Below are 22,377 nucleotides of genomic sequence, written 5' to 3' on the forward strand. Positions count from 1 at the left end.
CCGGGCTGTCAGCCCCGATTCCCCGGCGTTCCGTCGTCCGGGGCGGTGAGCAGGCCCAGGGTGGTCAGATCGTCCACTGGCTCATGGACGCTGCAGGAGCCGACGGAGGTGAAGGTGGAGCGCACCCGCGCGACACCGTCCGCGCCCAGCGCGGCGACGCGGTCCCGGACCGGTCCGGCCGACCGCTCGGCCAGCAGCGCGGCCACCGCGTCGCGCTCCGCGCCGTCCAGGGCCGCTTCGGTGGCCAGCAGGACGTTGAGGAAGCCGTGGTGCTCGAATCCGGTCACCGGATCGGTGTGCCGCAGGGCGTGGTGCAATCCCGCGGTGCACTTGAAGGCGAGTCCGCGCCGGGCGCAGATGATGAGTGCCGCGGCCAGTTCGCGCTCGCCGGGAAACGCCGTGGCGACCGTGCCGCCGGTGCGCAGTTTGGCGTGGTGGCGGCTTGCCGCGATGGCGTCGGCCACCTCGGCGCCGAAGGCGCCGCGCGGAACCTCCACATGGGCGGTGACCTCCGGGGGCAGTTCCCGGTCGAGGACGGTGAGCGTGTCGCCGACCGAGGGGCCGTCGGGGAGGGCGATCTCCACGGCCGCCAGCCGGACGGCGGGCAGCTTCGCCAGCGCGTCCAGCGCGGGCGGCAGGGCCGGGGCGCCGACGGGCACGGTCAGGCTGATGTCGAGGGCGTGGCCGTCCGGGACCGCGGCCAGGGCCGCCGCGAGCTCGCCGAGCCGCGGGGCGGGGAAGACGAAGGGGCCGACGAGGTCCGCGAACCACGCCGTCCGGTAGCCGAGGTGCGCGGGCAGCGCTCGCGGCAGCGGCACATCGCCGGGCGGGAACAGCGCGGCGTCGTCGATCAGTCCGGACCAGGCGGTGTTCATGAAGCGGCCTTCCCTTGGGGAGGCGCTGCCGCCACCCGCGTGGAGGGGACCGGTTCGTCCGGTCCCCTCCACGGATCTCAGCGGTTCAGCTCACCTTTCGTCAATCCTTCAGGAGATTGAAGTTGCTGGTGGTGACCGCTCCCTTCTTGATCTTCACGGTCGTCGAGGTCGGCTGGTAGCCGTCCTTGGCGATGATCAGGGTGAGCGGGTTGTTGCGGACGTCGAGCCACAGGGCGTAGGTGCCGTCCGTGCCCGTCTTGAGGGTGTAATGCGTCGCCCAGGTGTTGATCTGGACGGTCGCGCCCGCCAGCGGCGCGGTGCCGCCGCTTCCATTGCTGCCGGTCACCGTGCCGGTGATCTTCCCCCAGGTGGCCGGGGGCTTGACGGTGAAGGTGACGCCTATCGGGTCCAGCCGGTAGGGGGTGTCAGTGGTCAGGGACAGCGAGGCATGGAAGGTGCCGGGCTGGGTGACCTCCGGAACCGAGGCGTCCAGCGTGACGGTGAAGCTGACCGTCGCGCCGGGCTGCACGGTGAGCTTGGTCGCGCTCTCGCTCAGCCAGCTGACGTCCGCGCTGTCCAACTGGTCGTAGCCCGGGAGCAGTTCGGCCGTCTTGACGGGCGTCTGGCCCGCCAGACCGCCGACCGCGTAGAACCCGGGTCCTCCGCCGCCGCGGTAGACGGAGGCGTTGGCGTTGGGCAGTGCGCTCCAGGTGTTGCCGGCCGGGTTGTAGGCCCACGCCTGGTTGGTGATGGCCGCCCCGCTGTTGATGGCGCCGCCGGCGATCAGCAGCAGACCGTTGGCGGAGGTGTACGACGTGCCCCACTGGTCGGTGGGCTGGTCCGCGATCGGCGACCAGGCATCGGTGGCGGGGTCGTACACGTAGCCGTGCTTGACGGTGCCCGCGTCGCTGGTGCCGCCGGAGCAGTACAGCTTGCCGCTGATGGCGCCGCACGCCTCCCAGGCGATGGCCTCGGGATAGGCGGCCGCGGCGGACCAGCTGTCGGACGACGGGTTGTAGACGGACACATCGGTCTTGCCGCAGGCGGTCGCGGTGCAGCCGCCGACGGCGTACAGCTTGTTGTTCACCACGGCGCTGCCCGAGCCGGCGTACGGCTTGGGAGTCGCGGCCCCGGTGGACCAGGAGTTGGACGCGGTGTCGTAGATCTCCAGCTTGGCGTCGGGCGCACCGGACGCTCCCCACCCGCCCGCGATGTAGAACTTGCCGCCGATGATGCCGCGGGCGGGTGCCTCACGGGTGTCGGCGGCCGAGGCCTGCTTCGTCCAGGTGCCGGAGCTCGTGGAGTAGGCGTAAAGATCACTGGTGTCGGCGGCCCCGGTGAAGCCGAAGCCGGAGTAGACGGTGCCGTTGTACACCCCGACCGCGTTGTCGCCCACCGGCACCGGCAGGTCGGCGACCGACTGCCAGGCGGTGCCGGCCGCGCCCTGTGCCGCGGGGGTGACCCGCGGCGCCTTGGCCGGCTTGAGGGAGAGCGGGGAGTAGCTGCCCTTGATCAGGTTCAGCGGGGCGCCGCCGGACTTCGCGATGACGAAGTCGCCCGCGGTCTCACCGACGTCCAGGGTGGCCGGAGCGGTGCCGGTGTTCTTCACCGTCACCTTCTGGGTGGCGCTTCCGGCCCAGGGCGCCGTCTTGCTGATGGCGCCGGGAGTGACCTGGAGCCGCCCCGCGTTGAGGGCGATGTCGGTCTGGACGGTACCGTCCGGCGGCACGTTCGCGGTGGCGGTGGCCTTGCTGTAACCGGCGGCCGCGGCGGCGAACGGGTGCTTGCCCGTCAGGTGCGAGAAGACCCAGTAGAAGCCGTCACCGACACCCGGGTCGTCCGGGGTCGCCGCGGTCGTGGTCTTCTCCGCGGGGGCGTCGACGCTGGAGACCGTCGCCCCGTTGACCCCGGTGTGGGTGTTGGCGTCCGTCACGTTGCCCACCACGAGGCCGCCGGGGACCGGGTCGTAGGAACGCTGGCCGACGAAGACGTTGTCCAGCTCCCACCAGTAGGCCCAGGTGCCGGAGTAGTGGAAGCGCAGCCTGACGTCGCTCTTGCCCGTGTAGGCGGTCAGCGGCAGGTCGATGTGCTGGGGACCGAGGAGCGAGGTCGTCGTCTGGTGCCACAGGGTGGTCCAGGTGGTCCCGCCGTCGGCGCTCACATCCACGTCGGCGGCCGAGTTCGAGTATCCCTTGTACTCGGTGTCGAAGCCGACCACCGGGCTGGTCTTCCCCGTCAGGTCGAACGACGGGGAGAGCAGCCGGCTGTCCTGGTGCTTGCCGCTGCCGATGTGGTCGCTGTCGATCATGGCGAAGCCGCCGGTGCCGCCGGTCTTGTTGGTGCGCTTGCCGGCGTCGTCGAAGCCCCAGCCGCCGGTCGTACCGTCGGCGTTGGTCACGCTCCAGCCCGCGGGCGCGGAGGTGGTGGAGTCGAACGGCTCCGTCGGTCCTGACAGGTGAACGGCGTAGCCGGGAGCCTGCGCGGCGATCGCGTCCACCGGGACGGCGACGTTCACGGTCTGGTCGGCCGTGCCGACCGCGACGACCTTGTCCACGGACTTGTAGCCGGTGTAGGCCGCGCTGATGTGCAGGGTGTAGGACACACCCTGAGGAAGCGTCAGATGGTAGGCGCCGGTGGCCGGGTCGGTGAACACCGGGCCGCCCGGGACACCGTCCGCGGTGATCTTCGCGTAGAGCGGCCAGCCGTGGCCGGAGCCATCGGTGACCTTGCCGGAGACGGTCTGCCGGGGCACGGCGTCCAGCGCGAACGCCTGGGTGACGGTGCCGCCGTCGGTGAGGACGACGCCGGCTGCGGTCTTCGTGGCGTAGCCGTAGGCGCTCGCCGTCACGTCGTAACTGCCGGGCGGGACATCGAGCTTGTAGGCGCCGGCCGCATCGCTGACGGCGCTGTGGTCACCGGCCTTGACCTGCGCTCCGGCCAGTGGCGCGCCGGTGGCGTGGTCGGTGACCGTGCCGGAGATCACGCCGTGCGGGCCGCTGCGGAAGGCGTCGAGGCCGTTGGGGGTACCGAGACCGGTCGGGCCGTCGTAGCCGGTTCCGGCGGTGCACAGGTACGCCGGCGTGCAGGTGCCGTTGTTGCCCGTGGTGACGTCGTTGAGCGAACCGGCCTTGGCGTACGGGTAGGCGTTCGGGTACGTTCCCGCGCCGGGGGTGCCGGCGGCGGCGTACACGCCCGCGATGATCGGCGAGGCGGCGCTGGTGCCGCCGTACACCGCCCAGCCGGAGCCTCCGTAGGTCTGGTAGACCGCGACACCGGTCAGGGGGTCGGAGACCGCCGAGACGTCGGCCACCGCGCGCTTGCCGCAGGGCGTGTCCGTCTGGAAGGCCGGCTTGGGCTCATAAGCCGAGCAGCCGGAACCGGGGCCGCCGTACGAGTTGTGCCACACCGACTCCGACCAGCCGCGCCCGCCGGCGGTGTCCCTGGCCAGCGCCGTACCGCCGACGGCGGTCACATACGGAGAGGCCGCCGGATAGCTGACGCCGTAGTCGCTGTCCCCCGAGGAGGCCACGATGGCCACGCCCGGGTGGTTGTAGTACGGGTCCATGGTGGTGGCTTCCGACGGGTCCTCGCCGCTGCCGGGCGTCGAGTTGTAGCCGGTGCCATAGGAGTTGGAGACGTACTTGGCGCCCAGCGTGACCGCCTGGTCCACCGCGGCGCCCAGGTTCTGGAAGCTGGGATCGTCGGCCTCGACCAGCAGGATGTGGGCGTTGGGGGCGGCGGCGGACACCATGTCGACGTCCAGCGCTATCTCACCCGCCCAGCCGGTGTTCGGGGCGGGATAGTCGGTGCCGCCGCGCTGACTGACCTTCTTGAAGCAGCCGTTGGCGGTGGTGCAGGCCGGGAGTCCGTACTGCGCCCGGTAGATCGCGAGATCGGCTTCCGCGCTGGGGTTGTCGTAGGCGTCGACGATGGCCACGGTCTGGCCCGCTCCGCCGTCCGCGGGCAGGGCGTACGCGCTCTGCAGGTCCCCCGGGCCGAAGCCGTTGGGGGTCGCGGCGTGCACGCCGACGGTGCCGGGGATATCGGTGCGGCGCAGCGCGAAGCAGCTGAAATGACCGGGTTTGGCCGCGCCGCACTGGGCCGTGACATCGGGCCGGGCGGAGGGGGCGGCCGCCGCCGTCGCGGCGGCGGGCAGTTGGAGGCCGAGCAGGGCGACGGTGGCAGATGCGGCAGCGGCGATCACCGATGCGGCGCCTCTGCGTCTTCCGGGCCGCCGCTGTATGGGTATACGCAAAGCAGGACTCCTGGAATCCGACCGGAGCCGACCGGTACACGGGTCACCCGGCCGACGGCGTGTCCTACGGACCGCTTGCGTATACCTACGCCTCACGCGTATCAGCGGAACGTGACAAGGTTGTCGGATACCTGACATTCATGGACCCGGCATTCGGCGTCGCGTTCCTGTCAATCGGACGCCGCCGCTCCGCCTCCGCCTCCGTCTGCGGCTCCGTCTGCGGCTCCACCTGGCATTCCGTCCGCGATCCCGTCGGTCGTTCGGTCCGTGTATCCGACCGGCACGACCGGCATTCCGCCCGTGCCGTTCAGTCCGTGTATCCGACCGGCACGACCGGCATTCCGCCCGTGATCCCGTTCCCCACGCCGTCCGCCTCGTCGAGCCAGCCGTGCCGCGCCGCGTGCCAGACCAGTTGGACGCGGTTCTCCACCCCCGCCGCACGCTCCATCACCGCGAGATGGCGCTGCACGGTACGGACCGCGACACCCAGCGCGCGGGCCATCGCCTGGTCGGTGCCGCCGTTCACCAGCATCGCGAGAATCCGCAACTGGACGGCGCTGCGCCCGCCGGAACCCCGTTCCCGCAGCGGCGTACTGGACGCCCACACCGCGTCGAAGAGCGCGACGAGGGCGTCCAGCAGACCGCTCGGCCGCACCAGCATCAGGGCAGGGCCCGGCACTTCGGACTCGGGACCCAGGGGCAGCAGCGCCAGTTCCCGGTCGGCGATGCAGAGCCGCATCGGCAGGCTCTTCGCCACCCGGACCTCCTCGCAGGCCGCCCGCTCCCCGCACGCGCCGTCCAACGCGCCGGGCGTCTCCAGCGCCGACCGGTCGCGCACCACGCGGTGCCGGACGCCCTCGCCGAGTCGCTCCGGCCCCGCCTCCAGCGGGTCGCGGCCCTCCCCGTCCGCAGGGAAGGGACCGCGGACGAACGAGGCGACCTCGGTCCGCGCGGAACGCCTCAGCTGATCGGCCCACAGACCGGCCGCGCCGTAGCCCTCCACGACCTGGACGATCTCCTCGGCGCGATACCCCTCGTGGACGCGCTGGTACTCCACCGCCAGCCGGTCCAGTAACTCCCGTCCCTGCCGCAGCTGTTCCTGCGTCCGCGACAGGAGGGGCAGTAACCCGGCCCGGGGCGGCACCGGATACCAGCGCCCGTCCGCGCCGGAACGGACCAGCCCCCGCGCTCCGAGTTCCGCGCAGACCGCCTCGGCCCGGGCCGGCGGCAGGCCGAGGTCCCGGGCCAGTCCGGCCGCCGCCACACCGCGCGTGGCCACCAGCAGGTGGTAGGCCCGGTCCGCATCGGCGCTCAACCCCAGAGCCTCAAACGGACGTTCGGTCATGATCGGGCAGACTATCCGGAGTCGGCGCCGCCCTCCCCCGGAATGCGGGTATGTCACAGAGCTGATACGTAGGGGCGCCGACCGACCGGCACCGCTTACACCGCAGACCGCGACCGGACCGCGGGGGGCGTGCCGGGGCGGTCCCGTCCAGCTCGCTACACGGTGGCGCTCCGGGCGTACGGGCCGCGTACGGTCGCGCTGCCGGGGACCGGCTCGGACGGGTCGGCGCCCAGCGCGACGATCTTGTTGCCCTCGCCGACATGCACGATCCGCGGCTTCAGAGCGCGCGCCTCGGCGTCGTCGACCTGGGCGTAGCTGATCAGGATGACCAGGTCACCGGGGTGGATCAGATGCGCCGCGGCGCCGTTGATACCGATCACACCGGAGCCCCGCTCGCCCTCGATGACGTACGTCTCCAGCCGGGCGCCGTTGTCGATGTCGACGATGTGAACCAGCTCACCCGGCAGCAGATCGGCTGCCTCCATGAGGTCGGCGTCGACCGTGACCGAGCCCACGTAGTGCAGATCGGCCTCGGTGACCCGGGCACGGTGGATCTTGGATTTGAACATGGTACGCAACACGGCGGCACTCCCGGATCTTGGCTCCCTGCCCACATTTTTGCAGGTCAAGGGCGGTTTCCATACCTGGTCACGAGTCGCATCTTCGGGCAGCTTTCACAAGGTTTTCCAGGACTCATGCTGACCGATTGCCGACTTCTCTGACACTTCGTCAGCTGGGCGCAGAGGGGCCACGCGGACCTTGCACCCACCCCACGAAGACCGCACCAGCCTACGCAACCCACTCCGGCCGGACCTACCGAGGGCCCCGACATCCCTCCAGGCCGACCAATCAACGAACGGCCGAGGCGATCGCCTCGCAGATCGCCGCCGAGTTCGCGCCGGACAACCCGATCCCCGGCCCCACCAGCGGCAGCTGACCGGAGCGGAGAACCATCGGGAGGAGGCCCAGCCGGAACGCTCAGCAGTACGGCGGCGATGAGTGGGAGGTCGAAGCGGAGGGAGAAGTGGGGGCGCCGTGACCGCCTCAAGGGCGCTACCTGCTCTTCCTGGCCGCCGATCCGAGAGGGCGGTTCGGGAGTCTTTGGGCGATCCTGGCAGTGGTTTGCGATGTGCGTACTGGTCGGATGCACCAGCGGCGCTCTGTTTTCGCGCCGAGAGGATGCTCGTCGGCGCTGTGCTGGGCCACACTGGCCTGGACCTGAAGCCGCACAAGGTCCGTGGCCGGCTCACCCGCCGGGACACCCCCGACTTCTGGCAGCGAGCTGCCGGGATGTGTGCCCTCTACCTCGATCCGCCCGAGGGGGCGGTGGTGCTCTCGACCGACGAGAAGACCGCGATCGCCGCCCGTTCACGTCGCTATCCCGGCCGTCCTGTACGCCCTGGTGGACCCGCCCGGCAAGAGTTCGAGTACCGGCGCCACGGCACCGCCTCCCTCGTCGCCGCTCTCGACGTGCGCACCGGCGAGGTCCTCACCGAGGTGATCGCCCGCAACGACGCGGCGACATTCACCGCCTTCCTGGACCAGCTCGACCGGGCGATCGTTCCTGGCAGGGAGATCCACGTCGTACTCGACAACGGCTCCTCCCACTCCGCCAGGCACACCAAGGCGTGGCTGGCCGCCCATCCGCGTCGGCACGTCCGCTGGACCCCTCCGCATGCCTCCTGGCTCAACCAGGTCGAACTGTTCTTCTCCGCCCTGACCCGCCGAGTCGTACGGCATGGCGACTTCGCCAGCCATGAGGACCTGATCGAGAAACCAGAGGCAAATGTCATCGGGCACAACGAGACCGCCAAGCCCTACCGATGGACTTACGAAGGCACCCCATGTCTTCGCGCCGCGCAGCCGCGGCTCAGTTCCCAGGCACCAGCAGCGGGCTGTTGTGATAGGCGGCGATCAGCCACTGGCCGTCCCGCTTCTCAAGGACCCAGGTCGCGTTCACCTTACGCGGGTCCGGAACCTCGGCCTCGCCGGCGAACAGGATGCCGGATTCGCTGACGACGATCGCGCCGTCCTTGCCGAGGAAGCGGATGCTGAGCTGCTTGTTGTAGGTCGAGCTGCCCTTGAGTGGCCCCTCGAAGCTCAGGGCCATGTTCTGGCGGATCACGTCACGGCTGTCGCGGAGCGAGCCGGTCATGATGGCGGTCGCGTCCGCGGTGTAGTTGGCGACCATGCCGTCGGCGTCGCCGGCGTCCCACGCCTTGTAGGAGTCAACCAGCACGGCCTTGATTGCGGCCTCGTCTTCCGCACGACTGTCTGACATCGGATTCTCCCTTGTGATCGGTTCGCCCGGGGTCTTCCGGCGAACTCGTCAATACATACCGGCGGTGAGGTCGGAACTCATCGCGCCCGCGGTCAAGAGATGTCGAGCCAGTGACGGTCACTTTCACTCACGGGTACCAGTCACCAACGGGTACCCGTGAGGTCCTACTGCTGGGGCGCGACCGTTCGGCCGAGAAACGCAACCAGGCGATCGATGGCCGGAGCGGTCTCGTCGACGGGCTGCGGCTCGGCGAACCGTCCCGTGCGGTTCTGGGTGGCGAGTTGGACCCGAGCGAACGCCAGGCTCTGCTCACCGACCTCCGCGGGCAGGCGGACGGGGATTCCGGTTGCCTGGGCGAGGTCCCATCCGTGGGCGAGCAGATCGTACAGGCGGATCTGCAGGCGCTCGGCGCCCGTGGCACTCCCCAGGGGTCCGTGGAAGCTCCGCTCAAGCACCCCCGGACCTGAGAAGGCCGCCTGCAGCGCGGCACTGGAGGACCGGTAGGCGCCGACCGGGTCGTCCCCGAGGCGGTCCACTCCGCGCTCGGGCATCGGACCGCCCTCGATCATGGCCGCGAACACCAGGTCCATGCCGACCAGGTGCGTGACCACCTCTCGCACGTCCCATTCCGTGCAGGGCGTCCGCTCCTTCCACTGCTCGGGGCGGATCTCGGCGATCAGGTCGCCGACGGCTTCGCACGCGCGTGCGAGATTCTCAACAGAAATGGTAGTCATCGGGCGGGACTATACGCATCCACCTGCCAGGCCGGTCAATGGATTTACGGCGATCCAACTGATCGGTCAGCGGTGTCGTGCATTCGATGCAATGGCCGCCGCTCCCTCAGTTTGAGGCGTGCCGGACAGAGACCTGCCGTGATGCCAGAGATCCCCGACGTGCCCTGCTGCTACTCGAACTGTCATCCCCCTCACCTGGCTAAACACAACCCCCGGCGCTGACAAGTCCCTGCTCGTCGAGTCCGGCCGCCAGACCGAAAGACGCGAAGACCTCGGAACCCTGGAACACCGAATTCCGGCTGATGCCCTCGGCAGTGACGGTGAAGATCTGGAGCGTGTGCAGCTGGTACCCGCCACCGACGCGCTGGTAGGCGGCGAACCCGGGCTGGCCGTTGGCCGCGACCGCCTTCAGACGCCAGTCCGTTCCGAGCTCCCCGAAGACCCATTCCATGAACAGGCCGTAGTTGCTGCGGCCGACGAACCAGTTGAGCACCGGCGGCATCTCCATGAGCACGTCCTCGGTGAGCAGCCGCTTGAGACCCTCGACGTCGGCGTGCTCGAACGCCTTCATGTAGCGATCGACCCAGGCGCGCTGCTCGGCTGCGGACGGCTCGCTGAGACGTTCCTGCCGGACCCCGACTTCCTTCACCCGGGTACGCGCCCGCTGCAGGGAACTGTTCACCGATACGGCGGTGGTGCCGAGGATTTCCGCCGCCTCGGACGCGGAGAAGCGGAGCACGTCACGCAGGATGAGCGCACCGCGCTGACGCGCCGACAGGTGCTGCAAGGCGGCGGCGAACGCCAAGCGCAGGCTGCTGCGGTCGATCACGGCCCCAGCCGGATCGCCCGCGTCCAGCAACGAGTCCGGCAAGGGCTGGAGCCAGGCGGCGTTCTCTCCCTGGACCAACGGCCCGAGCGGGTCCGACGCGGCCACCAGCCCCGACGGCAGCGGTCGGCGGCCGCGCGCCTCCAAAGCGGTCAGGCAGGCGTTCGTCGCGATCCGGTAGAGCCAGGTGCGCAGTGAGCTGCGAGTAGCATCGTACTGCTCCCGCGCCCGCCACGCCCTCAGGTATGTGTCCTGGACCAAGTCCTCGGCGTCGTGAGCCGAGCCGAGCATCCGGTAGCAGTACGCCAGCAGCTCCGTTCGGAACGGTTCGACCAGGCGATCGAAGCCTTCTTCTCTTGCCGTCACGCCCACGCCCCTTCTCTGCTCCTACCAAGACCACCATATCCGGGGGCAGCGACACCCATGGCGAGTTCCCAGCAGGCGAGGGCTTCGTCCTGCTGGACCTCGATGCGGCCGCCGCACTGACCTTCCCCCGATACAGAGCTGAGTCATGATCATTGACCTGTTCGGCGGTGTGGCTGATTGACCATGGGGGTGGGGGCGATGGTCTGGGTATGGACCTACATGCCATGTTCGCGTTGGATGCGGACCTCGCTGAGTTCAGCGGAGACATCTTCAAGTACCTGGCCTACCAGGGCCAGCGTGGGTACGGCGAGCAGTACTTACGTGGGCTGATGCTCGACGGCAAACGCAAATCGGTCGAGCCGATGGCGACCCGCCTGGGCATCCCGCCCCAGAACCTGGGCCACTTCGTCGCCCAGTCCACCTGGGACTACACCGAGGTCATGCGAAGAGTCGCGACGCGAGCGGTCACCCTGCTCGCGCCGACGGCGTGGCTGATCGACGACCACCCGTTCGTGCGCTACGGCCACGACACCGCGGGCGTGATGGTGCAGCACTGCGGCGAACGCAAACAACACCTGTGCCAGGTCGCGGTGTCCGTCCATGCGACCTCCACACGCGGGTCGACGCCGTTGCACTGGCGCCTGTTCCTGCCCGAGAGCTGGGCGCAGGACCCGCAGCGGTGCGCGAAGGCGGGGATCCCCGCCGACATCGGGCACCGCACCAAGCAACAGATCGCCTTGGACCTGCTCGACGAACTCATCGCGTGGGGCCAGTCCCCGCCCCTGGTCATCGCCGCGACTACGGCACCAACGTCGCCTTCCGCCTCGGACTCACCACGCGAGGCATACGCTGGCTGCTCGCCGTCCAGGGCGACACCGTGGTACTGCCCGCCACCGAAGTCCCAGTCACCGCCCGGGCGAAGCGACGTCCCGTCATCGCGGTCGACAACCTGGCCCAGGCCAACCGCTACCGCGCCGGCCGGTTCGTCCACCGCCCCAAGACAGCCAGCCACCCGGCCCGCTCAGGCTGGTTCGTCGCGATCCCCGTGCACATCGCCGGGATCATCGAGCGCGGCCACCTCTCGCAGACCGGCTCCTGCCCCAACGCACGCCGCTGATCCAGTGGCGGCACAAGCACGGCGGCACGGTGTTCCGCTCCTGGATCACCGACCTGCCCACCGACACCCCGCTGTCTCTCCTGGTCAGACACGCGACCAGCCGCTGGAACATCGAGACGGCCTACCACGAGATGGAGCAGGCACTGGGCCTCGGCGACTACGAAGGCCGAACCTATCGCGGACTCCATCACCACGCGACCCTGGTCTCCGCCGCCCACCTGTTCTGTCTGGAACAGCACCTCAACCCAAAAGACCAGGCCACGCCCTGAGCCTGTACCAGGTCGTGGCCTGCCTTCAACTCGCACTCATCGCCGCCCTCTGGCGCTGTCCCGCCTGTCACCACACCCCACCTGAACTCACCGACCAAGGTCGAGGACCATGACTCAGCTCTGTATCAGGGGTTCAGCCCTGGGAGGCTCATGGTGAGCGTGGGGAGGAAGAAGCGTCGTCTCGCCGCTCGTTCACGCCGGAGTTCAAGGTCGAGATCGTCGAGCTGCAGAGTAGACGCTCCGATCAGCGGTGGGTGGATGCCCCGTCCACGCGCCGACGCGGCATCCACGCCCTCGGCCTGGACATCGCCCCAGCAGCGGTCGCCCTGGCCCTGTCAGCCGGCGCCACTGTCCTGCACGCCTCGGTCTTCGACCCGCTTCCCGCCGAAAGGCCACTGGAGCACCGTCATCGTGGCCGACGGCAACATCGGTATCGGGGACGACCCATCCGCCCTACTCCGTCGAGTCCGCCGGCTACTGACTCCCGGCGGCAGACTGCTCCTGGAGACCGAAGCCGATGACCTGCACGAACACGGGCTGCGGGTTCGCCTGTAAGACCGCGACGGGCGCTGCAGCAGCGCGTTCGCGTGGGCCCGCGTAGGCGTCATCACGGCACGCCGTCTCAGCCACCACGCAGGGTCCCACCTCCGCCATGCCTGGGCCAACGGCGAACACCATTTCCTCTTCCTCACCCGCTGACGCCCTCGGCCGGACCTGCGTGGACCCCGTGAACTGTCATGTCTCCGGCATGGGGTTTCGCGGACGCCCGACCGAGGCGTCCGCTGAAGAAGCGTCATGGGGAACGACCCACCCGGCCGGTACGACGATCGAGCAGGTCGCCACCGATCTGGGCGTGAATCGTGAGCAGCGTTCATGACCTGAAGACGCGCCGCGCGCCCGCCACGCAGCCCGCTCGGCCGTTCCAGGTGCGGCGCCGGGACCGGAGACCGGTCCGGTGGACACTTTCCGCGATACACGCTGGTCATCGCCATCGGTTCAACATCTGTCAGAAGTTCCGGGCCATTTACCGTTATTGGCGGAGCTTCATACCGTCCCCGATGCACCGCGTGCACAACTCTTGACATGTATGAAACACAAGGAGAACCATCGCCGTGTGTGTGGGAGAGCGCTCTCTCGGCCAAGAGGAGGCGCGCCCGTTCCTCGCTGTTCAGCTTCTCGTCGTCCGGCCACCGCACGGCCGGACGATCACTGACCCCTGCCCCCGAACGCGGAACCAGGAGAGTTGCTCATGCTCGCTCCCCCCACCGGCCCACCGCCGCTGAGATCCGCGGCGCCGGGGAACCGGAGAACGACGGCAGCGGCGATCATCACGGCACTGATCGCCTCGCTGCTTCTCTTCCTGCCCTCGCACTCCGCGCACGCGGCCGGCACCTTGCTGTCCCAGGGCAAGACGGCGACCGCGTCCTCGACCGAGAACGGGGGCACGCCCGCATCGGCCGCGGTCGACGGCAACGCCGGAACCCGCTGGTCCAGCGCCGCCGCCGACCCCCAGTGGCTGCAGGTCGACCTCGGCGCCACCGCCACCCTCAGCCAGGTGACCCTCAACTGGGAAACGGCCTACGCCAAGTCGTTCACGATCCAGGTCTCCGACAACGCGTCGACCTGGACCGATGCGTACTCCACCACCACGGGCCCCGGCGGCAACCAGACCCTGAACGTCACCGCTTCCGGGCGCTATGTCCGGGTCTACGGCACCGTCCGCGCCACCGGATACGGTTACTCGCTCTGGGAGTTCCAGGTCTACGGCACCCCGGGCGACACCACGCCTCCCCCTGGCGGCACCCTGCTGTCGCAGGGCAAGGCCGCGACGGCGTCCTCCACCGAGAACGGCGGCACCCCCGCCGCGTCCGCGGTCGACGGCAACGCCGGAACCCGCTGGTCCAGCGCCGCCGCCGACCCCCAGTGGCTGCAGGTCGACCTCGGCGCCACCGCCACCCTCAGCCAGGTGACCCTCAACTGGGAAGCGGCCTACGCCAAGTCGTTCAGGATCCAGACCTCCGACACCGCGTCGACCTGGACCGATGTCTACTCCACCACCACGGGCACAGGCGGCAACCAGACGCTCACCGTGACCGGCACCGGGCGCTATGTCCGGGTGTACGGCACCGTCCGCGCCACCGCATACGGCTACTCGCTCTGGGAGTTCCAGGTTTACGGCACCCCCGGCAGCGACCCCGGCGGCCCCGGTCCGATCCAGGGCGGCGGCGACCTCGGTCCCAACGTGAAGGTCTTCGACCCGTCCACGGCGAACATCCAGGGGACCCTGGACCAGATCTTCTCGCAGCAGGAGGCGGCGCAGTTCGGTACCGGCCGCTACCAGCTCTTCTTCAAGCCGGGCACGTACAGCGGCCTGAACGCGCAGATCGGTTTCTACACCTCGGTCTCGGGACTCGGCCTCAACCCCGACGACACGCAGATCAACGGTGACATCACCGTCGACGCCGGCTGGATGGCCGGCAACGCCACACAGAATTTCTGGCGCTCCGCGGAGAACCTGGCGATCACGCCGTCCAACGGCACCGACCGGTGGGCGGTCGCGCAGGCTGCGCCGTTCCGCCGGATCCACGTCAAGGGCGGCCTGAACCTGGCGCCCGCCGGCTACGGCTGGGCGAGCGGCGGCTACATCGCCGACAGCAGGATCGACGGCACCGTCGGCCCGTACTCGCAGCAGCAGTGGTACACCCGCGACAGCTCCGTCGGCGGCTGGACCAACGGCGTGTGGAACATGGTGTTCTCAGGAGTCCAGGGGGCTCCGGCGCAGAGCTTCCCGAACCCCGTGTACACCACGCTCGCGACCACTCCCGTGTCGCGCGAGAAGCCCTACATGTACCTGGACGGCAGCGACTACAAGGTCTTCGTCCCCTCCAAGCGCGTCAACGCCGCCGGTACGTCGTGGCCGAACACGCCGGGCACCTCCATCCCGCTGAGCCAGTTCTACGTGGCGAAGCCAGGGGTGTCCGCGGCGACGATCAACGCGGCGCTCGCCCAGGGCCTCAACCTGCTTCTCACGCCTGGTGTGTACCACGTGGACCAGGCGATCAACGTGACCCGCGCCAACACCGTCGTCCTCGGTCTGGGCCTGGCCACGATCGTCCCGGACAACGGCGTGACGGCGGTCAAGGTCGCCGACGTCGACGGCGTCGAGCTGGCCGGCTTCCTGATCGACGCCGGTACGGTCAACTCGCCGGTGCTGCTGCAGATCGGCCCGGCCGGATCCTCCGCCGGCCACGCCGCCAACCCCACGTCCATGCAGGATGTGTTCGTGCGGATCGGTGGCGCGGGCCCCGGCCAGGCGACCACCGCGGTCGAGGTCAACAGCAATGACACGATCATCGACCACACCTGGCTGTGGCGCGCGGACCATGGCGCGGGCGTCGGCTGGAACACCAACCCGTCCGACTACGGGCTGAAGGTCAACGGCGCCAACGTCCTGGCCACCGGCCTGTTCGTCGAGCACTTCAAGAAGTACGACGTGGAGTGGAGCGGCGAGAACGGCAGGACGATCTTCTTCCAGAACGAGATCGCCTACGACCCGCCGAACCAGGCCGCCATCCAGAACGGCGCCGTCCGGGGGTTCGCCGCCTACAAGGTCGACGACACCGTCACCACCCATGAGGGCTGGGGTCTTGGCAGCTACTGCAACTTCACCGCGGATCCGACCATCGTGCAGGACCACGGATTCGAGGCGCCGAACAAACCGGGCGTGAAGTTCCACGACCTCCTGGTCGTATCGCTCGGCGGCATGGGCCAGTACGCCCATGTCATCAACGACATCGGGGCGGCGACGTCGGGTACATCGACGACGCCCTCCACGGTGACGTCGTTCCCGTAACCCGCTGACGCAGCAGGCCGTGTCCCCCGGGGCCGTCATCCGGTCGCGGGGGCCGCGCACCCGCACGTACCGCGGCCAAACGTGGGGAGAATCCCCGAGGAAGAGCCTGGAGAGCGCTTTCCACAGCTGCTGTCCTACGGCTGCTCAGTGCCTCTTCAGTAGCTGCGCAGCAGTTGCTCCGCGCCGGCGACCGCCAGGAGACCGGCGCCCAGCACCCACATGGCCACCCGGGTCCGGCCCCGCCGGCTCAGTTCGATGACCACACCGCAGACGATCAGCGCAGCCCCGTACACCCCGACGACCAGAACCGACGGCTGATCGCTGAGCCGCACCACCAGCACGGCCGCCGCGACGGCCATGAAGAGCGCCGCGACGACGATGCGGATACGGCGCGCCTGCCGGGGAGTCAGCGGCTGATGCCGGATCTCCCTGATCAGCGTGAGCCGCTCCCGGGTCGTCGCGTCCTGCCAGCGCGGGCCGAGCTGCTGGCTGTCGAGTTCTTCATCGCCGGTTGTGGTCACGGGCTGAGCCTAGGGCCTGGGACCTGCCCGGCGGTGACCTGTCCGACGAGTCCGGTCAGTACCCGGCGTGCGGCCCGCATCAGATCCGCGACATCCCCGGCGGAGAGGGAGTAGATCACGGTGTCCTTTTCCCGGGTGGACGTCACGATCCCCGAGCGGCGCAGGACCGCCAGCTGCTGCGACAGGTTGGAGCGCTCCACCTCTATCGACGCCAGCAGCTCGCGGACCGGCATCGGTCCGTCCTGCAGCAGCTCCAGAACCCGGATCCGGACCGGGTGCCCCAGCATCCGGAAGAGATCCGCCTTCGCCTGGTACAGCGGAACCGGCACCGTCCTCATGGCCTCCCGCTCCCATCGGCCGCGGGGATCTCCACACCGTGGAGCCTCGCCAGTCCCAGCGATTCCTCCAGCGCGTCGAGCGCCCCGGAGATCGCCCCGTACTCGCCGCCGTCCACGGCCGCCGCCAGGGCGACGCGCGCCTCGACGACCTGCGCACGGACCGCTTCGGGCGTCAGATCGGCCATCACACCTCCCGCTCACCGGCCCCCCTTGATGAGGACATGATGGAGGGAATTGAAGATTTCTTCAATTCCCCCGGTGATCGGACTCGGACCGCCCCAGCCTCGGCTCCCGGAACGGGAGAGCGCTCTCACAGATCGGAGACGTCATGAATGGCCGTCCCATCACCACCCGGCACCACCGGCGGATCGCTCAACACCCCTGGCGTTCCCTCGCCCTGACCCTCGTCGCCGCTCTGACGGCAGCCCTGTCGCTGACCGCCGCAACCGGGGCTCCCGCGCAGGCGGCCGACGCGCTGCTGTCGCAGGGGAAGCCGGTGACGGCGTCATCGACGGAGAACGCCGGCACGCCCGCCTCCGCGGCGGTGGACGGCAACGCCGGTACCCGCTGGTCCAGTGCCGCCGCCGATCCTCAGTGGCTGCGGGTCGATCTCGGCGCGACGGCCACGGTCAGCAAGGTCGTCCTCACGTGGGAGACCGCGTACGGCTCCGCCTATCAGATCCAGACCTCGGCCGACGGCGCCAACTGGACCGACATCTACGCCACCACCACCGGCACCGGCGGCACCGAGACCCTCAACGTCACCGGCACCGGCCGCTACGTCCGGATGAACGGCACCGCCCGGCACACCGCGTACGGCTACTCCCTATGGGAGTTCCAGGTCTACGGCACCACTGCCGGCACACCTCCCGGCGACTGCGGTACCGCCAACGCCGCACTGAACCAGCCCGTCACCGCGTCCTCCACCGAGAACGCCGGCACCCCCGCCACCGCCGCCGTCGACGGCAACACCGCGACCCGCTGGTCCAGCGCGCCCAGCGACCCCCAGTGGATCCGTATCGACCTCGGCACCAGCCAGGCGGTCTGCGGTGTCCAGCTGAGCTGGGAGGCCGCCTACGCCACGGCGTACCAGATCCAGACCTCGGCGGACGGCACCAACTGGACCACGATCCACTCCACCACCACCGGCCCCGGAGCCACCGAGCTGATCACGCTGTCGGGCACCGGCCGCTACATCCGCATGTACGGCACCCACCGCGCCACCGCATACGGCTACTCCCTGTGGGAGTTCCAGGTCTTCACCGCCGGGGGCGGCACCACGCCGCCGCAGGACGGCTCGGCGCTGCTCTCGTACAACAAGCCGGCCACCGCCTCGACGTACCAGGACGCCAACAGCTGCACCGGCTGCACCCCGGCCAAGGCGTTCGACGAGGACCCGGCCACCCGATGGGCGACCAGCGACACCATCGGCTGGGTCGACCCCGGCTGGATCAGCGTCGACCTGGGCGCGACCGCGCACATCACCAAGATCGTGCTCCAGTGGGACCCGGCCTACGCCACCGCCTACCAGATCCAGACCTCGCCCGACGGCACCAACTGGACGAGCATCTACTCCACCACGACCGGCAAGGGCTTCAAGGAGACCCTGACCGTCGACGGCAACGGCCGCTACGTGCGGATGTACGGCACCGCGCGCAGCAACGGCTACGGCTACTCGCTGTGGACCTTCGATGTCTACGGCACCGGCGGCAACCCCACGGCGCCGCCCACCCTGCCGCCGAACCCCGGCAACCCCGAACACCTGGTGTGGAGCGACGAGTTCAACGGCGCCGCGGGCACGAAACCGGACACCGGCAAGTGGACCCAGGACACCGGCAACGGCCAGAACGGCGAGCTGGAGACCTACACCAACGGCGACAACACCACCATGGACGGCGCGGGCAACCTCGTCATCGAAGCGCGCAAGGAGGCCAACGGCCAGTACACCTCGGGCCGGATCAACACCTCGGACCACTTCGACTTCACCTACGGTCATGTCGAGGCGCGGATCAAGGTGAGCGGCACGCAGGGTCTGTGGCCCGCGTTCTGGATGCTCGGGTCCAACTTCAAGACCGGCACGCCGTGGCCCAACTCCGGTGAGATCGACATCATGGAGCACGTCGGCAAGGTCGCGGACTCGGTCTACTCCACCCTGCACGCCCCGGCCTACAACGGCGGAAACGGTTACGGCTCGCCGTACACCCTCGCGGGAGGCGACTTCGCCTCGGCCTTCCACATCTACGCCGTGGACTGGGACTCCACCCACATGACGTTCTCGGTGGACGGCCACGCCTTCTTCACCGCGGACAAGGCGACGGTGGAGTCGACGAGAGGTCCGTGGGTGTACGACCACCCGTTCTACATCATCCTCAACAACGCCGTCGGCGGTGACTGGCCCGGGCCTCCCGACGCCACCACCGTCCTCCCCCAGAAGATGCAGATCGACTACGTGCGCGTCTCCCAGTAGCCCACTGCTCGTATACGGCCGCGGCAGCTGCCCGCCGGGCCTGCCCCGTCTCTCCCGGACGGGGCAGGCCCGGCGTTCGTGCGTCAGGCCGGCCACTGGGCCGACGGCCGGGGGCAGCTCCTGGCGATCGTGCATCGTTGGAATCCATGCCGCCGAGCGTGAGCCCGATCAGTTCCGGGCAGTGCGTTGGCCCGGTGGCCCGTCCTGTGATCCACGGCACACGGAAATCCCGCAGGCCCGGGGATTGCACAGCCCGCCTCCGTCCTCTTCACCGGTGACAGCACAAGGGACGACGACACACGGAAGGCGGTCCCATGCCGGTCCAGGAGACACCCGGAACACAACAGCCGCACTCGACGGCTTCTCTCCGGCCCTACCCTCCCGTCCCGGGAGTGCGGCACCACCAGGTGACCGTGGACGGCGTCCAGTTGCACTACGCCGAGGCCGGTGACCCGGACGCACCACCCATACTGCTCGTCCACGGCTTCCCCCAGCACTGGTACACCTGGCGGCATGTCCTGCCGGGGCTGTCCGGTGACTACCGGCTGATCTGCCTGGACATGCCCGGCTTCGGCTGGTCGCAGGAGTCGCCCGACGGATATTCCACCGACCGGCGGGCGGCGGATCTCGTCGCCGTCCTGGACGCGCTCGGACTGGCGCGGGTGCGTCTGCTGGCTCATGACTGGGGTGCCTGGGCGGGCTTCCTCGCCTGCGCCCGGTCGCCCGAGCGCTTCAGCCACTTCCTCGCGGTGAACATGGTCCACCCGTGGCCCACCCGCCGGAACACCCTGCGGCACGCCTGGCGCTTCTGGTACACCGTCCTGTTGGAGTGGCCGCCGCTCGGGCGCCGGGTCCTGCGGCACTGGCCGGCCTTCACCCGGTATCTGCTGCGGCGCGGGGTGACCGACGCCGCCACGTGGCAAGAAGGCGAGATCGAGGAGTTCGCCACCGCCGCCCGGGAACCGCGCAGCGCTCTGGCCGGCGAGCGGATCCACCGTGCCTTCGTGGCGCACGACATCGCGGCCCTGCGCCACAAGGAGTTCCATGCGCTGCGGCTGACGGTTCCGACCCTGATCCTGGCGGGAGAACGTGATGTCGTCATCCCGCCGCCGCTGCTGGAGGGCGGCGGAGCCTTCGCGGACGCGCTGTCCGTCGAGGTGGTGCCGGGCGCCGGGCACTTTCTGCAGCACGAGCGGCCCGACAGGGTGGTGGCGGCCGCCCGGCGTTTGTTCGCGCGCTGAGATGATGCGACGCTCTCCCGCAGACAGGGCGACGAGGGAGCTGACCGCATGGGCGATGACGGTGCCTGGCCGCAGGCCGGGCTGGACCCGCTGCGCCGTCTGAAGGTCATCGCGGGTGCCTCGAAGCGCGCCCTGTACGTCGAGCAGCACTTCGACGTCGCCCCGGACCGGCTGTGGGACGTGGTCGCCGACCTCGAGCACGAACTGCCGCACATCATCCCCGGCCTGCGCTCGTTCACCGTCGAACGAACCGGGGACGGGCAGGACAGGGACGGGGACGGTCGGCTGTCCGCGCGCGCCGTGAGCGTCCTGGGACACCGCGAGCGCTTCGAGGTCGTCCTGCGGCCGGGCTGGTGCCTGATGCAGAGCAGGCTGCTGGTCGGCGGCATGGCGGCGGTGCCCGAGGGGACGGGCACCCGGTTCGCCTTCTTCAGCAGCTACCGTTCGCCGGCCGGCTCCGCCCTCCAGTGGATTCGCCGGTCCGGGGCGCGGGCCCGGGGCGCAGCCCTGCTCGCCGGGTTGCAGCAGCGGATCGACGCGCGGTCAGCGCCCGGCGCCGCCCCAGGCGTCGCGGAATGACCTCCTGGCGCGGAACAGCCGGGACCTGACGGTCCCCAGCGGAACCGCGAGCACCTTCGCCACTTCCTGCTCGTCCAGGCCCTCCACATGACGGAGCATCAGTACGGCGCGGTGCTCGGGCGAGAGGTGCCGCAGCACGTCCCCGATGTCCTGCGCGAGTTCCGGCTCGCCGACCGCCGGCAGCTCAGACAGTTCCGTCGGTTCCGTCACGACGGTCCGCTGCCGCCTCCGGGCCAGCCGGACCGCCTCACGGACCGCGATCACCCGCACCCAGCCGAAGAGCGCGGCGGGCGAATCCAGCTGCCGGATGTTGCGGAAGACCGAGATCAACGCCTCCTGGGCCGCGTCGTCCCCGTCCTCCAGGGCCACAGGACCACAGATGCGGCCCACGTACGGAGTGAGGATGGTGAGCAGCTCGTCCATCGCCAGCCGGTCGCCCCGCTGCGCGCCCGCCACCAGCCGGGCCAGTACGGCCGGATCCCGTTCCCCCGCACGGCTTCCGCCGGCTTCCTCCGCCACTGCGCCCCCATCGGCCGGCGCCGACTCTAACATCAGCGCGAAGCCGACCCGCGGCGGCCGATGCGCGCTCCTCAGAGCTTCTCGGAAACGTCGGCCACAGCCCTGACAGAGACGGATACGCACGGCCTGCGGCACTGCCGTTCGACGCCGCCGGACCTCACGCGATGCCCGGTCCCGGGTCGGACCCCGCCCGCGTTCCGCGCCGGTGGGCGGCCCAGCTCCGGATCTCGGCGGCGGAGACCGCCTCCACCGCCTCCACCAGCTGCCGGCGGGCGTCCGCGTCCCGGTCCGCCTCCGGCAGCAGCCGGTACCGCTCAACCGCCGGGCGCAGTCTCGACCAGGACTCCGCGGCCAGCACGTAGCGTTCCGTGTGGTTGAAGACCTGGCGGAAGCCGCCGATGAAGACGGCCAGTCCCGCGACGGTCGCCGTGACGGCGGGCGGCGCCTGGATCCCAGCGGCGATCACCGTGGTGGCGCCCGCGAGGAGGGCGCTCAACTCGGTCGTCCAATGCCATCTGCGGGCTTGATCACGAGTGCGTGCGTACCAGGCCAAGTCCGTGAGGGCATAGGCCAGTACGGGGTCGTCGGTCGCCGCGGGCGCTGGTGGTGTCCGTCTGCGTATGAGCACGCGAACATGGTGCCCCGTGATCAGGGAAGGCCGAACGTATCAGGGGACATCGCTGTCCGTCGTGCCGCACCGGGAACCCCGCGCACGGGGACTGCGTCCCTCACGGTGCGGGGAGAGACCGCGGGCCCGTCCCTCGGGCGGAGCACGTCGAAAGGAAGGCACA

At 69.8% G+C, this 22,377-nt stretch carries 18 protein-coding genes and 2 pseudogenes; 8 read left to right on the forward strand and 12 right to left on the reverse strand.

All coding sequences use genetic code 11. From position 1 onward, the window contains the following. Positions 1-8: 8 nt before the first annotated feature. From QMK24_RS10135 to panD, 4 genes are all read right to left on the reverse strand, one after another. Positions 9-875 (reverse strand): hypothetical protein, encoded by an 867-nt coding sequence (locus QMK24_RS10135; RefSeq protein WP_283465057.1) that lies wholly within the window; start codon positions 873-875, stop codon positions 9-11. Between the two features lie 100 nt (positions 876-975). Beyond that, the gene (locus QMK24_RS10140) at positions 976-5,079 is read right to left on the reverse strand and encodes a carboxypeptidase regulatory-like domain-containing protein (RefSeq protein WP_283465058.1); all 4,104 of its coding nucleotides are present in this window, start codon (positions 5,077-5,079) and stop codon (positions 976-978) included. A 358-nt stretch (positions 5,080-5,437) separates the two neighbouring features. Further along, entirely contained in the window at positions 5,438-6,475 is a 1,038-nt protein-coding gene (locus QMK24_RS10145; RefSeq protein WP_283465059.1) for a helix-turn-helix transcriptional regulator, read from the reverse strand. 155 nt (positions 6,476-6,630) lie between these two features. Continuing rightward, positions 6,631-7,056, reverse strand: a complete 426-nt coding sequence (gene panD / locus QMK24_RS10150) for an aspartate 1-decarboxylase (RefSeq protein ID WP_283465060.1) — start codon at positions 7,054-7,056, stop codon at positions 6,631-6,633. Positions 7,057-7,654: 598 nt separating this feature from the next. Here panD and QMK24_RS41775 point away from each other — a divergent pair. Then, positions 7,655-8,188: pseudogene (locus tag QMK24_RS41775) on the forward strand (IS630 family transposase); the annotation flags it as partial. Between the two features lie 157 nt (positions 8,189-8,345). Here QMK24_RS41775 and QMK24_RS10160 read toward each other — a convergent pair. From QMK24_RS10160 to QMK24_RS10170, 3 genes are all read right to left on the reverse strand, one after another. Then, on the reverse strand, positions 8,346-8,756 hold the full coding sequence (locus QMK24_RS10160) for an SgcJ/EcaC family oxidoreductase (protein WP_283465062.1): 411 nt from the start codon (positions 8,754-8,756) through the stop codon (positions 8,346-8,348). A 164-nt stretch (positions 8,757-8,920) separates the two neighbouring features. After that, positions 8,921-9,490 carry a TIGR03086 family metal-binding protein gene (locus QMK24_RS10165; protein WP_283465063.1) on the reverse strand — a complete coding sequence of 190 codons (570 nt, stop codon included), beginning with the start codon at positions 9,488-9,490 and terminating at the stop codon, positions 8,921-8,923. A 199-nt stretch (positions 9,491-9,689) separates the two neighbouring features. Then, positions 9,690-10,682, reverse strand: coding sequence for a sigma-70 family RNA polymerase sigma factor (locus QMK24_RS10170; RefSeq protein WP_283465064.1), 993 nt, complete (start codon positions 10,680-10,682; stop codon positions 9,690-9,692). 224 nt (positions 10,683-10,906) lie between these two features. Here QMK24_RS10170 and QMK24_RS41780 point away from each other — a divergent pair. The 4 genes and pseudogenes from QMK24_RS41780 to QMK24_RS10190 all read left to right on the forward strand — a co-directional run. Next, positions 10,907-11,425: pseudogene (locus QMK24_RS41780) on the forward strand (IS701 family transposase); the annotation flags it as partial. Positions 11,426-11,445: 20 nt separating this feature from the next. Next, positions 11,446-11,799 (forward strand): hypothetical protein, encoded by a 354-nt coding sequence (locus QMK24_RS10180; RefSeq protein ID WP_283465066.1) that lies wholly within the window; start codon positions 11,446-11,448, stop codon positions 11,797-11,799. A gap of 29 nt (positions 11,800-11,828) precedes the next feature. After that, complete coding sequence (locus QMK24_RS10185; RefSeq protein ID WP_283465067.1) at positions 11,829-12,068, forward strand: hypothetical protein; 240 nt, start codon at positions 11,829-11,831, stop codon at positions 12,066-12,068. A gap of 1,249 nt (positions 12,069-13,317) precedes the next feature. Further along, positions 13,318-15,921, forward strand: a complete 2,604-nt coding sequence (locus tag QMK24_RS10190) for a discoidin domain-containing protein (RefSeq protein ID WP_283465068.1) — start codon at positions 13,318-13,320, stop codon at positions 15,919-15,921. 155 nt (positions 15,922-16,076) lie between these two features. Here QMK24_RS10190 and QMK24_RS10195 read toward each other — a convergent pair whose 3' ends face one another. Genes QMK24_RS10195 through QMK24_RS10205 form a run of 3 tightly spaced genes read right to left on the reverse strand, consistent with a single transcriptional unit; the run spans position 16,077 to position 16,965 of the window. After that, positions 16,077-16,442 carry a hypothetical protein gene (locus tag QMK24_RS10195; protein WP_283465069.1) on the reverse strand — a complete coding sequence of 122 codons (366 nt, stop codon included), beginning with the start codon at positions 16,440-16,442 and terminating at the stop codon, positions 16,077-16,079. Further along, positions 16,439-16,771, reverse strand: a complete 333-nt coding sequence (locus QMK24_RS10200) for an ArsR/SmtB family transcription factor (protein WP_283465099.1) — start codon at positions 16,769-16,771, stop codon at positions 16,439-16,441. Before QMK24_RS10200 ends, QMK24_RS10195 begins: the two co-directional genes overlap by 4 nt. 5 nt (positions 16,772-16,776) lie before the next feature. Continuing rightward, complete coding sequence (locus tag QMK24_RS10205; protein ID WP_283465071.1) at positions 16,777-16,965, reverse strand: hypothetical protein; 189 nt, start codon at positions 16,963-16,965, stop codon at positions 16,777-16,779. A gap of 143 nt (positions 16,966-17,108) precedes the next feature. Here QMK24_RS10205 and QMK24_RS10210 point away from each other — a divergent pair, with 143 nt between their 5' ends. The 3 genes from QMK24_RS10210 (at position 17,109) to QMK24_RS10220 (ending at position 21,067) form a co-directional block, all read left to right on the forward strand. After that, positions 17,109-19,247 carry a discoidin domain-containing protein gene (locus QMK24_RS10210; protein WP_283465072.1) on the forward strand — a complete coding sequence of 713 codons (2,139 nt, stop codon included), beginning with the start codon at positions 17,109-17,111 and terminating at the stop codon, positions 19,245-19,247. Between the two features lie 392 nt (positions 19,248-19,639). Beyond that, positions 19,640-20,488 (forward strand): alpha/beta fold hydrolase, encoded by an 849-nt coding sequence (locus QMK24_RS10215; RefSeq protein WP_283465073.1) that lies wholly within the window; start codon positions 19,640-19,642, stop codon positions 20,486-20,488. Positions 20,489-20,536: 48 nt separating this feature from the next. Then, the gene (locus tag QMK24_RS10220; RefSeq protein WP_283465075.1) at positions 20,537-21,067 is read left to right on the forward strand and encodes a hypothetical protein; all 531 of its coding nucleotides are present in this window, start codon (positions 20,537-20,539) and stop codon (positions 21,065-21,067) included. Here QMK24_RS10220 and QMK24_RS10225 read toward each other — a convergent pair. Beyond that, on the reverse strand, positions 21,032-21,586 hold the full coding sequence (locus tag QMK24_RS10225; protein ID WP_502962500.1) for an RNA polymerase sigma factor: 555 nt from the start codon (positions 21,584-21,586) through the stop codon (positions 21,032-21,034). The two genes, QMK24_RS10220 and QMK24_RS10225, sit on opposite strands and share 36 nt — an antisense overlap. Positions 21,587-21,743: 157 nt before the next feature. Then, positions 21,744-22,214: an SLATT domain-containing protein gene (locus QMK24_RS10230; protein ID WP_283465077.1), complete on the reverse strand. Its 471-nt coding sequence runs from the start codon at positions 22,212-22,214 to the stop codon at positions 21,744-21,746. Positions 22,215-22,377: the final 163 nt, after the last annotated feature.

It is taken from the genome of Streptomyces sp. PH10-H1 (assembly GCF_030063355.1).
GTDB lineage: Bacteria > Actinomycetota > Actinomycetes > Streptomycetales > Streptomycetaceae > Actinacidiphila.

Excerpts from the sequence above, each read along its gene's own strand:
- QMK24_RS10205 (WP_283465071.1), bottom strand. The coding sequence starts at position 16,965 with ATGGCCGATCTGACGCCCGAAGCGGTCCGTGCGCAGGTCGTCGAGGCG.
- QMK24_RS10210 (WP_283465072.1), top strand. The coding sequence starts at position 17,109 with ATGAATGGCCGTCCCATCACCACCCGGCACCACCGGCGGATCGCTCAA.
- QMK24_RS10145 (WP_283465059.1), bottom strand. The coding sequence starts at position 6,475 with ATGACCGAACGTCCGTTTGAGGCTCTGGGGTTGAGCGCCGATGCGGAC.
- QMK24_RS10135 (WP_283465057.1), bottom strand. The coding sequence starts at position 875 with ATGAACACCGCCTGGTCCGGACTGATCGACGACGCCGCGCTGTTCCCG.
- QMK24_RS10165 (WP_283465063.1), bottom strand. The coding sequence starts at position 9,490 with ATGACTACCATTTCTGTTGAGAATCTCGCACGCGCGTGCGAAGCCGTC.
- QMK24_RS10160 (WP_283465062.1), bottom strand. The coding sequence starts at position 8,756 with ATGTCAGACAGTCGTGCGGAAGACGAGGCCGCAATCAAGGCCGTGCTG.
- QMK24_RS10220 (WP_283465075.1), top strand. The coding sequence starts at position 20,537 with ATGGGCGATGACGGTGCCTGGCCGCAGGCCGGGCTGGACCCGCTGCGC.
- QMK24_RS10190 (WP_283465068.1), top strand. The coding sequence starts at position 13,318 with ATGCTCGCTCCCCCCACCGGCCCACCGCCGCTGAGATCCGCGGCGCCG.